This is a genomic window from Candidatus Leptofilum sp. (assembly GCF_965223525.1).
In the GTDB taxonomy this organism is placed as follows: domain Bacteria; phylum Chloroflexota; class Anaerolineae; order Promineifilales; family Promineifilaceae; genus Leptofilum.
On record NZ_OZ245005.1, the window covers coordinates 501,056 to 515,664 of the forward strand.

Sequence of the window (14,609 nt, forward strand, 5' to 3'; positions counted from 1 at the left end):
TACCCGCCTCACTGGTTTACAGTTTGCGCTTCTGCCAAAATGTTTTCGGCACGTCCCAAGCGCACCTGCAAAATGTCGGCCAGCTTTTCTGCCGAGAGCGCTTTGAGCTGCTCTATGGTTTGCACCCCTGCTGCTCGCAAACGGCCGTTAAACACGTCGCCAATTCCCTTCACCCGCGTCAGATCGTCTACCTGGATCGTAGCGCGACTTTTTTCTAAAAATGACGGGTATCCAGTCGGTTGATCGGGTAAGGGAATGCTGCGTAAAACTTCCGGCACCGCACCACGGCCTGTCATTTCCGTTTTCAATTCACGAACCCGCCTTTCGGTTGCAGCCAGTTTATCCAAAAGCGCCAGCGCACCGTCCTCGGCAGAGGTGCTTTTTTGCCAATACCAAAACAGCAACCCCACCAGCCCACCAATCAACAGGCCTATCATGAAGTTAAAAGAATGTTTTTGTTTCATAGGGAACACCCAAATTTGCTAAACATAACACACGGCTTTAGGCTGATTCTAATTGTTTCCGGGGATTGACGCAATATGTATTGCCAACTGCGTCTTCCGTAAAAAAACGCAATATGGAGTACGCACTACACTCAGGTTACGAAAAATCGCTATTTGCCTTGATCGCGTAGAAGGTGATTCAGCGCTTCGCGGGCGGCGGGGAGGTGCTGCATAGCACGCCAATTGCCCAGGATAGCGGCCGGGGTTTCCAAATTGAGGAGCAGTTGAAAGGGATCGGTTTGGGTTTGTTCACCGGCGGCTTTGGTTTGTTGCCAATACGGCCGTAACGTTTCTTCCCACCCCTCATAGTGCCGTCGCAGCCAGAGCCACACCTCGGCAAAGATAGGCTCCGCCTCCTCAATTGTCATCTTTTCTCGATACACCTGCACCACAACTGATTCCAACTGATCCCACCACGCCACAAATTCGTTGAGGGGGCGGTTTTTAGACCATTGTTTTAAAAATCCTGAAAATGGATTCATAGCAACCAACTAGCAGAAAAAATACAAAAATCCTAGTGACGGCGACTAAAAATCAAAGATAGCTCAAACTTTTGCATTCTCGATTCCAGTTATCGGCAAATGAGGATGGGCTGCTTATATTCCAGCAATACTTGGTTGAGCGTGCTGCCCAACATCAAGGTTTTCATTGAGCTGTTGCCAAAGCCGCCCATAATCATGAAATCGGCCTGTTGGCTGGCGGCTGCCTCAATTAAAGCTGAGGCAGCAGGCTCACCAGGCAATATATAATCTGCTTTCACACCAGCCACGCTCAGGTACGTTTTGGCACGGGACTGAACACGGTTGGCCGTATCCAGTTTGCCATTGCCGCCGCCAACAGTAACAACAGAAAGCTGAATTTGCCAACGGCTGGCTAGGTAGGTGGCTACAAACAACGCTTCTTCTGCTTTGGGGCTACCGTCATAGGCCAGCAGCGCGTGCTGCATGGGCGAAAAAGTGGGCACCACCAGCACTGGGCGCGGTGTACGCTGCAAGATCGTTTGCACACCAGAAGCAAGTCGCTCCAAAATGGAAGAACCCGGTGGACAGTTTAAGGCCAACATCATTAAATCGGCAAAAGCAGCCCGTGCCACAACTTGGCGAGCTACATTCCCCCACTCCACGCTAAAGTCGGCCTCAATGCCGGCCTCAGCCGTAAGCCACTCAAATTTATCCCGAATTTCTGCAACAGTAGCCTGATCCTCATCTTCTTTTTTCTTTGCAGCCACATGCACACCGAGCAAACGGCCGTTCTCACGCTGCACCATCATAATGGCCTGATCCAGAACCCGCCAATCCTCTGGTTCACCAGAGATCGTTACCAGGATGTCATTAAACAGATTGCTTACTTCGCGCTTGGCAAGCCGCTCCTCCCGCCAAAGGCCAGGGGCCGGACCAGATTCCAGCTCATCGGGTACAACAGCCTCAATCACGCGAGCGATGGCCGCACCCGGTTTTTTCTTGCGCTGGATGTCGGAAACGGCCGTTTCCGTGCCAACATCCCAGCCCAAAGCCTCCTTCAACTCAGCCCGATGCTCGGATAGCAAAACGTACATATCCGCTTCAGTCCGCTCTGGAAAATGACGCATAATGCCCTGCTCGCGCACCATTTGCACCACTGGCAAATAAACTTCATCGTACCAATGAGCCACTGCATCCTCGTAAGAAACATTTTGCTGCAAATCCAACCCCATATAATATTTGTGTCCGTCAATATGGTCTAGCAATAACGAATAATGGGCGCAAAAAGTCATCAGCAAATCTGCCTCAGGCCTTAATTTGTCCAGGTTCGTTTTCTCTAAAAATTCAGCATACCGGCTCTTGCAAATAATTTCTTCTGGATCATCATCTGCCGTAAAGGGAACGCGCGTTTTCACCTCTGTTACGTACGCAGAAATGGTAGGGACTTCTAAACGCTGGGCAATGGAGACACGATGATTGCCATCAATCACAAAGTAGGCATCACCTAATTGGTACACTTCAATTGGCGGCAAGCCAACCAAATCAGATGTAGCTGCCTTTACGCGCGCCCATCGTTCACCGCTGATTGTAATTGGCAAAAAACTGCGCGTGAAATCTTTATATCGTCCAACGCTGCCCACAATTTTATCAACAGGGATCTCTTGCAGACCTCGCTTACGCATGTTGGTTGCTTTAAGTTTTTGCCGGATGTCATCATACGAAAGCAGCTCAGTTTGCTCGCCGGTAAATCGGGCCAACAATTGCTGCATTGCCGCCTGACGGCGCGCCTGATGAAAATCCTCAAGCGCGGCTTGATAATAAGTATTTTCCATAGCTTTTTATTTCTTATTCACTCATCCTACATAGAACAGCCACTTACCGACAGATCAATATCGGATGTTTAAATCGTCTTAAAATAGTGTCCACCGTGCTGCCCAGCATTAAGTGCATCATTGGCCGAAAACCAAATCCGCCCATAATTAAATAATCTATGTTGTGAGCAACGGCCGTTTCCAAAACCGCATCAGCAATGGGCATCTGGCGCAAAACAAAGTTCGCATCGTTTACACCGTTCTCTGTTAAATACGTGCGTGCCCGATCCAACGCCTCTGCTGATGTATGCTCCGTTTCTACCGTTACCACAGTTAACGACAAAGGCCAGCGGCTAGCCAAATAAGTGGCTACAAACAGCGCTTCATCCGCTTTGGGACTGCCGTCGTAGGCTAACAGCGTCCGCTCCATCGAGATTTTAGCATAGCTGGGTACAGCCAAAATGGGGCGCGGGCAGCGCTGCACCAGTTGGCTAAAGCGGTTACCCAGCCGCTCGCGCGGTTGCGGCCCCGGCGGGTGCGCCAAATTTAATACTACCAAATCGGCAAAGACGGCTCGCTTCACAATCGTGTCGCTAATAGACCCAACTTCGATAGCAAACTCACCAGCTAGCCCAGCATCAGCACAGGTTTGCAAAAAGCGTTCCCGTATTTGGGCAACGGTATCGCTTTGGCGCTGGCTCTCCTGGCGTACCACATGCAGCCCTAGCAGACGGTCGATGTCGCGCTGGGCCAACCGAATAATTTCATCCAGCATCAGCCAATCAGTTTCGCTACCGCGAATGCCTACCAGGTAGTCGGCAAACAGGCGTCCTCTTGCTCTGGTTTCCTGAAACTCTCGCCAGCGACCAGGCGGTGGCCCTTCAACAAGCTCCGGCGGCACAAGTGATTGCAGCCAGCCGGCAAAGCCTTTAGGGCGTTCTAGCTCATCGCTCACTAGCTGGGAAACGGCCGTTTCCGGTTCAATCTCCCAACCCAACGCAGACTCCAGCTCGGCCCGCCGCTCAGAAAAAAGAATGTACATATCGGCGTAGGTCCGCTCTGGAAATAGCCGCATGATCCCCTGCGCCTGGATGTGACGCACGACGGGCAGGTACACTTCATCATACCAACGGCAAACGGCCATTGCCTCATCCACTGGCTCACCTTTTTCTGCCAAAAGCGCTGCGTGCGCCTCAATCTGATCTACAAATTGATGGTATTGGCCACAAAAAGTCATCATCAAATCAGCCTGCGGGCGTAAATTGTCAAGGTTTGTGCGCTCCAAAAACTCTGCGTAACGTGCCTTGCAGATGATCTCGTCTGGATCATCATCCGCAGAAAGCGGCACGCGTAGCTGCACTTCAGTCACGCGGGCGGTGATGGTGTCGCTCCCCAACTGCCGGGCAATGGAAACCCGGTGGTTGCCATCAATGACAAAGTAGACTTCACCTACCTTGTACACATCAATGGGGGGCATACCGACCATATCGTTGACGGCCGTTTTCACCCGCACCCACCGCTCTTCGTCGCTATCATTTTTAGGCCAAAAAGCACGCGTAAAATCTTGATAGCGTCCCACACTGCCCACAATGGCGTCTAGCGGGATTTCATAGACGCCCTGAGTAACCTCATCAGCAGACTTCACGGCGCGACATACATCTTCATAGGCTAGTAAATCAGCCGACTTTCCCGTCAGACGCGCCATCATCTGCTGCATGGCTGCCGACCGACGCGCCCGCTTGAAATCTTCAACGGCCGTATTGTAAACAACTGTTCCAGGAATAGACACGGTTCAACCTACCTAAAAATTAGTGAGAATTTTCGCACATTATACACATGAGCGCGAAATCTTTGATTAAAAATCTAAGTGATGCACCAAGCAAAGCCCCCATCAACCCATTAAGGACAACTGCTATTGCAAATTTTTTCATATCGTTCCCTCTCTAATTTTGCCCAAAATTTGTAACGCCAATCCCATTAAGTAACATTTTAACCGAAATCAACTACCATAGGGCAAAAAATTCAGGAGACTTTAGATGAAACGAACTGATATTCGCTTGGCACTTCCCAGCAAAGGTGCCTTGCACAAAGATGCGTTTGAATTTTTAGAAGCGTGTGGTCTAAAAATTTTCCGTCCCAATCCCCGCCAGTATGAGGCCAAAATTCCCAGTTTGCCAGAACTAACCGTCATGTTCCAACGCCCCGGCGACATCGTCACCGGGGTGCGGCAGGGGAGCATTGATTTTGGCATTACGGGGTTGGATATTCTGTCTGAGAAGGCTTACGGCCGTTCCCACACCATCCTCATTTTGCACGACGCACTAGGGTTTGGTCCCTGCACCCTCAACTTGGCCGTTCCCGAAGAGATACCTGTCCGCACCATGTCCGATTTGGCAGCATGGGCCAAGGAATTGGGGGGAAACGGCCGTTCCCTCCGCATTGCGACCAAATTTATCAAAATCACCGGCGCGTTTTTGGAAAAACATGGCGTCGTCCCTATCAAGCTCATCAATGTAGAAGGCACCCTGGAAATTGCCCCCAAAATTGGGTATGCCGACGTCATTGCCGACCTCGTTTCCTCCGGCATCACCCTACGCGACAACCACCTGCGCCAAATTGATGATGGCCTCATTTTAAGCTCCCAGGCATGCCTGGTTGCCAACAAAGCCGCCCTGAAAGAGCGTCCAGAAGTGCTGTCGGTGGCGCGGCAGCTAATTGAGTACATCGAAGCTCACTTGCGGGCAGAAAACTCTTATTTGATCACAACTAATGTGCGCGGCAGCTCCCCAGAAAGCATCGCCGAAAAGATGCTAAACCAGCCCCACCTGCGCGGTTTGCGCGGCCCCACCATTGCCCCTGTTGTAGCCCGCCACCACGTTCCAGACGGGCCCGACTGGTTTGCTGTAAACATTGTGGTACAGAAGCCGAATCTTTTTCAGGCAATTGCAGAACTGCGGCAGATTGGCGGCAGCGGCGTGGTTGTTTCCCCCTGCAAATACATTTTTGAAGAAGAGCCAGAGCGGTATCGGGCGATGTTGACGGCGCTGAACGGTAATCAGTAAGTTGGTAATTGGTAATCAGTTATGCTTATTTTGTCATTCCCGCTTGCGCTGCTTTATTGAAAACATCTTATCTTTACGATTGCGCTTTGGTGTGTCACTAGTATGATAAAGCAAAGACGAAAGGCCGACTGTCATTAGGTGCAAGAAACCGTGCGGGAGATGTGGCCCATCGTGAAAAAGATAAAACAAGCAGCCAAAAAAGCGACCATTTGTTAGGATTGCTCCAGCTTGGTAGGCCGATGTCATTGGCAACCAGCCGCGCAGGAGCGCAGGTCACCGAGCCAAGAGATTCAGCGAGAACCCGAACAGTTGTTGGGACATTGCAGTCCGTATCATTGCTAGTGCGGGTCACAAAGGAGTACCTGATGGCAAAGCAAACCGAAGAAACCTTTTTTGGCATTGACGTTTCCAAAAACCACCTGGATTTAGCCCAGTGGGGAATCGAAGAAGTGTTGCGACACGATAATGACGCAACCGGTATCGCCACCCTGGTGGAAATAATGTCAACGAAAACGGCTGTCACCTTGATAGTGGTTGAGGCCAGCGGTGGATTCGAGCAAGTTATGGTTACAGAACTGGCCGCTGCCTCTCTGCCCATTGTCGTCGTCAACCCGACACGAGTGCGTAACTTTGCTCGTGCCAAAGGGCAAGTAGCTAAGACAGACAAGATCGATGCCCAGATGATTGCCAGCTTTGCCCAGGCGGTCCGTCCAGAGGTACGTACTTTGAAGACGCAAGACCAGCAGCTCATCAAAGCATTGGTCACGCGTCGTCGCCAACTGATCGATATGCAAACAGCCGAGAAGAATCGGCACACCACGGTCAATCCAGAATTGCGGCCTCGTTTGGAGAAGCACCTGGATTGGTTAGCTACTGAATTAGCTGAAATTGAGGAAGACCTCAATGATTGGATCAACAAAAATGCCCAATGGCGCGAAAAACGAACCAGTTTAGAAAGCGTGCCCGGCGTGGGCCAGGTCACCTCCTTTACGTTGCTGGCTGAATTGCCCGAATTGGGTACATTGTCTCGACAAAAAATCGCCGCCTTAGTTGGCCTGGCTCCCTTCAATCGGGACAGCGGCTGTTCTCGCGGACGACGCCATATTTTTGGCGGACGTTCAGATGTTCGTTCTGTTTTGTACATGGCTGCTCTTTCAGGCATTCGTTATAACCCGGTTCTCAAAGCCTTTTATGACCGTTTGATTGCGAAAGGAAAACTCCCCAAAGTCGCTCTCACGGCCTGTATGCGTAAATTGTTAACCATTTTGAATGCCATCGTCCGTGATGGCTCTGCTTGGATATCAGCTTAACGAAATGCGCTTTTTGCTCTTGACTTTTATCACAGTTGCTCCCGCGCAGGCGGGAGTCCACTGGGTGCCCGCGTAGGCGGGCATGACATTTATCATATTGGCGCATCTTTTCAACAGAGCAGCTTGCGCGGGAATCCAGGAACTGTTTTTGATGATTAAACTTTTTAATGTGCAAGAAGCCAAAAAAACGATTCTGCGGCGGGACGGTTCGCTAGAGCCAGATGTGCCGCCCGCACTCCAGGCCAGCCTGGGCAAACTATTTGGGGATGGAGCCACACCAGAGACGGCCGTTACTATCATTCTAAAAGATGTGCAAAAGCGAGGCGACACCGCCCTGCACCACTGGACAGAAACGTTAGACGGTGTGCAGTTGGCAACTTTGCAAGTAGGCAAGGCCGAGATTGATACGGCCGTTTCCCGCATTCCCACCGATTTAAAAGAAGCACTGGAACTGGCCGCTCACCGCATCGAGGCGTTTCACCAGCGGCAGCCGCTGCCCAACTGGCAAACTCGTGAGATGGGCGGCATTTTGGGTCAACGCGTCACGCCAATTGACCGCGTGGGCGTCTACGTCCCCGGCGGCACGGCTCCATTGCCCTCATCCCTGCTCATGTCCGTCATTCCCGCCAGAGTGGCAGGCGTACGGGAAATTGTGGTGGCTACTCCGCCTGGGCATGCGGACGGCCGTATTCCTGACGTCATTTTAGCGGCAGCGACCATTGCTGGCGTAGACACCATCTACACGCTGGGCGGCGCACAGGCCATTGCTGCACTCGCTTTTGGCAGCGAAACCGTCACCCGTGTAGACAAAATTGTTGGCCCCGGCAACCTGTTCACCACCCTGGCCAAGCGGCAGGTGTACGGCATTGTAGGCATCGACGGGCTGTACGGCCCCACCGAAACAGTGGTCGTGGCCGACGAGACGGCCGATCCCGCCTGGGTTGCCGCCGACATGCTCGCCCAAGCTGAGCACGACGTGCTGGCAACCGCCATCCTGTTCACACCGTCCCACAAGTTGGCTGAGGCGGTACAGGTAGAAATTTCGCGCCAAATGGAAGATTTGAGCCGCAGCGAGGTCATTGCTATCTCGTTAGCCAACAGAGGTGGCATCGTCATTACGGCCGATTTAGATGAAGCGTGTCAGCTCGCTAGCGATTTTGCCGCCGAACATACTTGCATTGCCACTGCCAATCCAGAAGCATACATTGGCAAAATTCCCCACGCCGGGGGGCTGTTTGTCGGCGAGCGTAGCTTTGAGGTGCTGGGCGATTACGTCGCCGGCCCTAGCCACGTCATGCCCACTAACGGCACGGCTCGCTTTGCTTCGCCGCTCAACGTGCTGGACTTTGTGAAGATCAGCAGCATCGTGCAGCTAGATGATCAAACATCTGCCCAAATTAGCGCGGCGGCGGCTCGCATTGCCCAAGCAGAAGGGCTAGATGGCCACGCCAACGCCGCGCGTAAACGAATAGGATAAAATTAACCGCGGTTAAAAAATAAGGAAGCCATTATGAACCACAAATTTGTGCGCCCAGAAATTGCAGAGATGGAAGCGTACACGCCAATTGTGCCGTTTGAGGTGCTTTCGGCGCGATTAGGGCGCACTCCAGAAGAAATTGTGAAGCTAGATGCGAACGAAAATCCGTATGGCCCTTCACCAAAAGCGTTAGAAGCGTTGCGAAACGGCCGTTTCTTCCACATCTACCCCGACCCTGAATCCAACCAACTGCGGGATGCTCTGTGCGACTATGTACAAATGCCCAAAGAGCGACTGCTTACCGGCATGGGTGCTGATGAGCTAATTGATTTGGTGCTGCGCGTGGTGCTCTCCCCCGGCGATATGGTGATTGATTGCCCGCCGTCGTTTGGCATGTATCCATTTAGTACGGCCGTCAACAGCGGCCAATATGTGCAAGTGTGGCGCAAGGATGATTTTAGTTTGGATGTAGCGGGGATAGAAACAGCCGTCGCCCAAAACCCCACCGCCAAAATCCTCTTCCTCTGCTCCCCCAACAACCCAGACGGCAGCACCATCACAGACGCCGACCTGCGCCGCCTGCTGCAACTCCCCCTCCTCGTTGTGCTGGATGAGGCTTATGTAGATTTTGATTTTGGCCACAGAGAGGAAAGAGATAAAAACTCAGTGTCCTCTGTGGTAAATTCTTCCAGCCGAATTCATTGGACGCTGGAATACGACAATCTAGCCGTGTTGCGGACGTTTAGCAAACTGGCAGGATTGGCTGGGCTGCGCGTGGGCTACGGCGCATTCCCGGAATGGCTGCTGCCCCATATGTGGAAAATCAAGCAGCCGTACAATATCAATGTCGCCGCCTCGCTAGCAGCAATGGCTTCAATAGAAGACAAAGCATGGCTCCATGAGAAAGTACAGCTTTTGGTGGCCGAAAGAGAGCGTCTTTTTGCTGAATTGGGTACAATTAGCTACCTGAGCCCATTCCCAAGCCGCTCAAACTTTGTTTTATGCCGAGTCATTGGCCGTGATGCCCAACAGCTAAAGCTGGATTTGGAGCAAGCGGGCATTCTGGTGCGCTACTTCAACAAGCCAGGTGTAGATAACTGCATCCGCATCAGTGCCGGACGGCCAGAGGAAACAGACAAACTCTTAGTAGCTTTAAAAAATCTATTATGAGATTGGAGACTAAAATCAATCTCCAGTCTCCAGGCTCTAAAATGAGTAGAAACGCAGAAATCCACCGCAAAACTTCAGAAACAGATATTTTGCTAACAATCAATTTAGACGGCCGTGGGCATCACAAAATTAGCACGGGCGTAGGTTTTTTTGATCATATGCTTACGGCCGTTTCCGTCCACGGCCTGTTTGATTTAACGGTGCAGGCCACGGGCGATCTGCATATTGACACCCACCACACCATCGAAGACGTGGGCATTGTGTTGGGACAGGCACTGAACCAGGCGTTGGGTGACCGCAAGGGCATTACGCGCACGGCGCACGCTTACGTACCAATGGACGAAGCACTCGGTTTTGTGGCCATTGATCTGGGCGGACGGCCGTACACCGTCTTTCAAGGCTCCTGGCACACGCCTGCCATTGGCCAGATGCCTATCGATTTGGTGCAGCATTTCTTTGAGACGGTAGCGATTCATGCCAAAATGAACCTGCACGCGCGGATTGCATACGGCCGTAACGACCACCACCAGGCCGAAGCATTGTTCAAAGCCTTTGCCCGCGCCCTGCGAACGGCCGTCACCCTTGACCCTCGCCGGATAGACGTGGCCTCGACAAAGGGAACGCTTACGGAGTGAGCAGTAATCGGTGTTCAGTAAGTCGGTAAACGGTTTACCGTTCACGGATTACCGTACGCGAAGCGGTCGTGCAGCGACATTGCGGATTACGGAAAATGACAAAGATCACTATGATTGACTACGGTGCGAGCAACATTCGCTCCGCCCAAAAAGCATTTGAGCACATTGGCGCAGAGGTGCATCTGACCAAAGATCCAGACGTGGTGCGCCGCGCCAGCAAGCTGGTGCTGCCTGGCGTTGGCGCGTTTGGCTCTGGCATGGCGGGTTTACGGCAGCACAACCTACCTGAAGCCATTCACGAATCCGTAAAGCGTGGCGTCCCCTTTCTGGGCATCTGTGTAGGGATGCAGCTCATGTTCAGCGAAGGCCACGAAATGGGCGTTCATCGTGGATTAGATTTGCTGCCTGGCAAGGTGGTGCGTTTCCCGGAAAAATTGCAAATAGTTAATGGTAAACGGTTACTGGTTAATAAAGCCGACGAGCTAACAATTAGCCATTCACAATTAACCCCTAATCATTTGAAAGTGCCACACATGGGTTGGAACCAGCTAGAACCTGCCTGGGGAAATCCGCTGCTGGACGGTGTGCAGACAGGCGATTACGCTTACTTTGTACATTCCTACTATTGCGATCCAGCGGAGGCAACGGCCATACTCGCCTGGACCGATTACGGAATTCCTTTTGCATCTGTGGTCGCCAAAGACAACATCTATGGCCTACAGTTCCACCCCGAAAAAAGCCAAAGCATAGGGCTGACCATCCTGAAAAATTTTGTGGAGCAAATTCATTAAACCATCAATCAAAAAAGAGAAGCATTTTATGAAGTTCACCATTTTCCCGGCAATAGATCTGCGAAACGGCCGTATCGTGCGGCTAGAACAAGGCGACCCCGATAAAGAAACCGTGTTTGGCACTGATCCAGTAAAAATGGCCCAAAGATGGATTGAGGCTGGTGCAACCTGGCTACACATTGTCAACCTAGATGGCGCATTTGACGAAGCGGGTGCAGCCAATTGGGAAGCGCTACCAGCCATCTGCAAACTAGATGCAAAAGTCCAGTTTGGCGGCGGCATTCGCAGCCTGGATGATATTGAACGCGCATTGAAAGCAGGTGCCAAGCGCGTCATTTTAGGCACCGTAGCCATTGAAAAACCAAGCCTGATTAGCAAAGCAATTGATAAATTCGGCAAGAACAAAATCCTGGTGGGCATTGATGCCCGGAACGGCCGTGTAAAAACACGCGGCTGGCTAAAGGATACGGCCGTAAATCCTGTGGGGCTAGGGAAAGATATGTTCAATCGCGGCGTTCGCACCATCGTTTATACCGACATTGGCCGGGATGGGCTAATGAGCGGCGTTAACATCTCAGCCACTGCCCAGTTAAGCCGAGCCACGGGACTGCAGGTCGTTGCTTCCGGCGGCGTAGCCACCCTTGAAGATATCCAACGCAGCCACGCACAAGCCGCCAACGGCGTTGTTGGCGTTATTACGGGGCGGGCTATTTATGACGGCCGTATTGACCTGGCAGAAGCCATCAAAATTGTCCGCGATGCTTAAATCTCAAAACTCTCTGTGGCAAAACAAAAAAAGGAACAACCCACCATGCCCTACAAATGGCTCCTTTTTGATCTAGACAACACCCTGCTCGACTTTGACAAAACCGAGGCGTTGGCCCTGGAAGCCAGTTTTGCCCAACATGGCCTTGCTTTCTCCACCAAAGCAAAGCAAAGGTACCATGAAATCAACCAACGCTACTGGCAACGCTTGGAGCGGAAAGAGATCACGCCTGAAACCTTAAGAACCGGCCGCTTTCAGGATTTATTCGATGAGTTGAGCATCCGCTACGATGCCGCAGCCTTTGCCAGCAGCTATTTGGCCCACCTGGGTCAGCAAGCCCCGCTGGTTGATGGTGTTGCAGACCTGTTAGAGAAGTTGAACGGCCGTTACCAACTCGGCATCATTACCAATGGCCTGGCAGACGTACAGCATCCCCGATTAGAAAAATCCGGCCTCAAACGACAGTTCTCACCCATCATCATTTCCCAGGAGATTGGCATCGCAAAACCCAACCCAGGTATCTTCGACGCCGCCTTTGCCCAGATGAACCAACCTGCCAAAAATGAAGTCCTCATCATCGGCGACAGCCTCTCGTCAGATATGATCGGAGGCATTACCTATGGCATCCATACCTGCTGGTACAATCCCAACGGCAAAACCACTAACCTCCCCATTACTCATGAAATCAGTCAACTCAACCAGCTATCTCACATTCTCAACGGGGCAGCTGTATGAGGATCGAGCATATTGCCATTTGGACTCAGCAATTAGAAACGTTGCGTATCTTTTATGAAAAATTTTTTAACGGCCGTTCCTCATCTCGTTACACCAATCCTAAAACTGGATTTACCTCCTACTTTTTGTCCTTTGAGAGTGGTGCCAGGCTGGAACTCATGCAGCGCCCAGATATTATTAGCGCAGTTTCGCCAGCCGAACAGATGGGGCTTGCTCATTTCGCAGTGAGTTTAGGGAGCGAACCGGCCGTTGATACATTAACCAAGCAACTACATGAAGCTGGCTATCAAATTGTCAGCCAGCCACGCACAACAGGCGACGGCTACTATGAAAGTGTCGCATTAGATCCAGACGGTAATCGCCTTGAACTAACGGTGTAAGGCTAAGACAAAAAAGAGAGCATCTCATGCTAGCCAAACGCATTATTCCCTGTTTAGACGTAAAAGACGGCCGTGTTGTCAAGGGCATCAACTTTGTAGAGCTGCGCGATGCAGGTGACCCTGTGGAGCAGGCCAAGCTGTACGATAAAGCTGGAGCCGACGAACTCGTCTTCCTGGACATCACCGCCACCCACGAAGCCCGCAAAACCGTCATGGAGTTGGCCCGCGCCGTGGCCGACCAGGTGTTCATCCCCTTCACCATCGGCGGCGGCATCTGCACAGTCGGCGACATGCGCGGCATCCTCCGCGCTGGAGCCGACAAAATCAGCATCAACTCTGCGGCCGTTCGCAACCCAGAAATCATCAGCCAGGGCGCAGAAGCGTTTGGCAGCCAGGCGATTGTGGTGGCCATTGATGCAAAAAGGAGACTAGAGACTGGAGATCGGAGATTAAAAAGCGAACCAATCTCTAAATGGGAAGTTTATGTAAGCGGCGGGCGCACCCCAACAGGGCTAGACGCCGTTGAATGGGCCAAAGAGGCCGAACGGCGCGGCGCCGGTGAAATTTTGCTCACCAGCATGGACGGTGACGGCACGCAAGAAGGGTATGACATCGAGCTCACCCGCGCCATTACCGATGCAGTCGGCATTCCCGTCATTGCCTCTGGTGGTGCAGGCACGCTGCCCCACTTCACCCAAGCGCTGACAGAAGGTGGCGCAGACGCAGCCCTGGCCGCCTCACTCTTCCACTACAAACAACTCACCATTGCTGAGGTGAAGGATTACCTTGCTCAAAAAGGGATTCCAGTGAGGCAGTAAAACATTATGCTCATAGACAATTTGAAATTTGATGAGAAGGGGTTGATTACGGCCGTTCTCCAACACCACACCACCCGCGAAATCCTCATGGTTGCCTGGATGAACGCCGAAGCATTGGCACTGACGCTGCAAACCAGCGAAGCTCACTTTTGGAGCCGCAGTCGCCAGGAGCTGTGGCACAAAGGCGGCACCTCCGGCAACGTCCAGCGCGTTACAGAAATTCGCGTAGATTGCGATGGCGACACCCTGCTGCTACAAGTAGACCCCGTTGGCCCCGCTTGCCACACTGGCGTAGTAAGCTGCTTTTTCAGGAAAATAGAGATTTGAGACTGGAGATTGGCGACTAATCTCCAATCTCTAGTCTCCAGTCTCTCTTTGTAACGGAGCAATCCCATGAGTGATTTTATTGACCAACTATTTGCCACCTTACAAGACCGCAAAACCAGCCCAAAACCTAGCAGCTACACAGCCAGCCTACTGGCCGGTGGCGAGGATGAAATTGTTAAGAAAATTGGCGAAGAAGCAGTCGAGGTAATTTTGGCTGCAAAAGGCCAGGGCAATCAGCGAATTATCGAAGAATCGGCCGACCTTATTTATCATCTGCTCGTCTTGCTGGTTTCTCGTGGCCTTAGCTGGGACGATATCTGCCAGGAGTTGGCGTCGCGCCACAAATAAATGCCTATTGTGTGT

Annotated in this window: 16 protein-coding genes; 12 read left to right on the forward strand and 4 right to left on the reverse strand. The window is 52.0% G+C overall.

All coding sequences use genetic code 11. The features are described from left to right. Positions 1-8 precede the first annotated feature (8 nt). From ACOQPM_RS19255 to ACOQPM_RS19270, 4 genes are all read right to left on the reverse strand, one after another. The gene (locus tag ACOQPM_RS19255) at positions 9-464 is read right to left on the reverse strand and encodes a hypothetical protein (RefSeq protein ID WP_420631886.1); all 456 of its coding nucleotides are present in this window, start codon (positions 462-464) and stop codon (positions 9-11) included. Positions 465-613: 149 nt separating this feature from the next. Beyond that, positions 614-985, reverse strand: a complete 372-nt coding sequence (locus tag ACOQPM_RS19260) for a hypothetical protein (RefSeq protein ID WP_420631887.1) — start codon at positions 983-985, stop codon at positions 614-616. An 89-nt stretch (positions 986-1,074) separates the two neighbouring features. Further along, positions 1,075-2,796 carry a universal stress protein gene (locus ACOQPM_RS19265; RefSeq protein WP_420631888.1) on the reverse strand — a complete coding sequence of 574 codons (1,722 nt, stop codon included), beginning with the start codon at positions 2,794-2,796 and terminating at the stop codon, positions 1,075-1,077. A gap of 43 nt (positions 2,797-2,839) precedes the next feature. After that, positions 2,840-4,564, reverse strand: a complete 1,725-nt coding sequence (locus ACOQPM_RS19270) for a universal stress protein (protein ID WP_420631889.1) — start codon at positions 4,562-4,564, stop codon at positions 2,840-2,842. Between the two features lie 247 nt (positions 4,565-4,811). Between ACOQPM_RS19270 and hisG the strand changes: the two genes are divergently transcribed. From hisG to hisE, 12 genes are all read left to right on the forward strand, one after another. Beyond that, positions 4,812-5,837, forward strand: a complete 1,026-nt coding sequence (gene hisG, locus ACOQPM_RS19275; RefSeq protein WP_420631890.1) for an ATP phosphoribosyltransferase — start codon at positions 4,812-4,814, stop codon at positions 5,835-5,837. 365 nt (positions 5,838-6,202) lie between these two features. Beyond that, on the forward strand, positions 6,203-7,147 hold the full coding sequence (locus ACOQPM_RS19280) for an IS110 family transposase (protein ID WP_420627234.1): 945 nt from the start codon (positions 6,203-6,205) through the stop codon (positions 7,145-7,147). A gap of 151 nt (positions 7,148-7,298) precedes the next feature. Continuing rightward, positions 7,299-8,624: a histidinol dehydrogenase gene (gene hisD, locus ACOQPM_RS19285; protein ID WP_420631891.1), complete on the forward strand. Its 1,326-nt coding sequence runs from the start codon at positions 7,299-7,301 to the stop codon at positions 8,622-8,624. 33 nt (positions 8,625-8,657) lie between these two features. Continuing rightward, the gene (gene hisC, locus ACOQPM_RS19290; RefSeq protein WP_420631892.1) at positions 8,658-9,794 is read left to right on the forward strand and encodes a histidinol-phosphate transaminase; all 1,137 of its coding nucleotides are present in this window, start codon (positions 8,658-8,660) and stop codon (positions 9,792-9,794) included. A 41-nt stretch (positions 9,795-9,835) separates the two neighbouring features. Further along, a complete protein-coding gene (hisB, locus tag ACOQPM_RS19295) occupies positions 9,836-10,429 on the forward strand; it encodes an imidazoleglycerol-phosphate dehydratase HisB (RefSeq protein ID WP_420631893.1) in 594 nt (197 codons plus the stop codon). A gap of 95 nt (positions 10,430-10,524) precedes the next feature. Further along, positions 10,525-11,220 carry an imidazole glycerol phosphate synthase subunit HisH gene (gene hisH / locus ACOQPM_RS19300; RefSeq protein WP_420631894.1) on the forward strand — a complete coding sequence of 232 codons (696 nt, stop codon included), beginning with the start codon at positions 10,525-10,527 and terminating at the stop codon, positions 11,218-11,220. Positions 11,221-11,248: 28 nt separating this feature from the next. Further along, on the forward strand, positions 11,249-11,986 hold the full coding sequence (gene hisA / locus ACOQPM_RS19305) for a 1-(5-phosphoribosyl)-5-[(5-phosphoribosylamino)methylideneamino]imidazole-4-carboxamide isomerase (RefSeq protein ID WP_420631895.1): 738 nt from the start codon (positions 11,249-11,251) through the stop codon (positions 11,984-11,986). A gap of 45 nt (positions 11,987-12,031) precedes the next feature. Continuing rightward, positions 12,032-12,721: a YjjG family noncanonical pyrimidine nucleotidase gene (locus ACOQPM_RS19310; protein ID WP_420631896.1), complete on the forward strand. Its 690-nt coding sequence runs from the start codon at positions 12,032-12,034 to the stop codon at positions 12,719-12,721. Continuing rightward, entirely contained in the window at positions 12,718-13,101 is a 384-nt protein-coding gene (locus ACOQPM_RS19315) for a VOC family protein (protein ID WP_420631897.1), read from the forward strand. Before ACOQPM_RS19310 ends, ACOQPM_RS19315 begins: the two co-directional genes overlap by 4 nt. A gap of 26 nt (positions 13,102-13,127) precedes the next feature. Then, complete coding sequence (gene hisF / locus ACOQPM_RS19320; RefSeq protein WP_420631898.1) at positions 13,128-13,919, forward strand: imidazole glycerol phosphate synthase subunit HisF; 792 nt, start codon at positions 13,128-13,130, stop codon at positions 13,917-13,919. 6 nt (positions 13,920-13,925) lie between these two features. Further along, a complete protein-coding gene (gene hisI, locus ACOQPM_RS19325; RefSeq protein ID WP_420631899.1) occupies positions 13,926-14,246 on the forward strand; it encodes a phosphoribosyl-AMP cyclohydrolase in 321 nt (106 codons plus the stop codon). Positions 14,247-14,312: 66 nt separating this feature from the next. Continuing rightward, positions 14,313-14,594 carry a phosphoribosyl-ATP diphosphatase gene (gene hisE, locus ACOQPM_RS19330; protein ID WP_420631900.1) on the forward strand — a complete coding sequence of 94 codons (282 nt, stop codon included), beginning with the start codon at positions 14,313-14,315 and terminating at the stop codon, positions 14,592-14,594. The last annotated feature ends 15 nt before the right edge of the window (positions 14,595-14,609 follow it).

Bases quoted from the DNA above. Each gene is read 5' to 3' on its own strand.
- ACOQPM_RS19255 (WP_420631886.1), bottom strand. From the start codon at position 464: ATGAAACAAAAACATTCTTTTAACTTCATGATAGGCCTGTTGATTGGT.
- ACOQPM_RS19260 (WP_420631887.1), bottom strand. From the start codon at position 985: ATGAATCCATTTTCAGGATTTTTAAAACAATGGTCTAAAAACCGCCCC.
- ACOQPM_RS19265 (WP_420631888.1), bottom strand. From the start codon at position 2,796: ATGGAAAATACTTATTATCAAGCCGCGCTTGAGGATTTTCATCAGGCG.
- hisG (WP_420631890.1), top strand. From the start codon at position 4,812: ATGAAACGAACTGATATTCGCTTGGCACTTCCCAGCAAAGGTGCCTTG.
- ACOQPM_RS19280 (WP_420627234.1), top strand. From the start codon at position 6,203: ATGGCAAAGCAAACCGAAGAAACCTTTTTTGGCATTGACGTTTCCAAA.
- hisD (WP_420631891.1), top strand. From the start codon at position 7,299: ATGATTAAACTTTTTAATGTGCAAGAAGCCAAAAAAACGATTCTGCGG.
- hisC (WP_420631892.1), top strand. From the start codon at position 8,658: ATGAACCACAAATTTGTGCGCCCAGAAATTGCAGAGATGGAAGCGTAC.
- hisB (WP_420631893.1), top strand. From the start codon at position 9,836: ATGAGTAGAAACGCAGAAATCCACCGCAAAACTTCAGAAACAGATATT.
- hisH (WP_420631894.1), top strand. From the start codon at position 10,525: ATGACAAAGATCACTATGATTGACTACGGTGCGAGCAACATTCGCTCC.
- hisA (WP_420631895.1), top strand. From the start codon at position 11,249: ATGAAGTTCACCATTTTCCCGGCAATAGATCTGCGAAACGGCCGTATC.
- ACOQPM_RS19310 (WP_420631896.1), top strand. From the start codon at position 12,032: ATGCCCTACAAATGGCTCCTTTTTGATCTAGACAACACCCTGCTCGAC.
- ACOQPM_RS19315 (WP_420631897.1), top strand. From the start codon at position 12,718: ATGAGGATCGAGCATATTGCCATTTGGACTCAGCAATTAGAAACGTTG.
- hisF (WP_420631898.1), top strand. From the start codon at position 13,128: ATGCTAGCCAAACGCATTATTCCCTGTTTAGACGTAAAAGACGGCCGT.
- hisI (WP_420631899.1), top strand. From the start codon at position 13,926: ATGCTCATAGACAATTTGAAATTTGATGAGAAGGGGTTGATTACGGCC.
- hisE (WP_420631900.1), top strand. From the start codon at position 14,313: ATGAGTGATTTTATTGACCAACTATTTGCCACCTTACAAGACCGCAAA.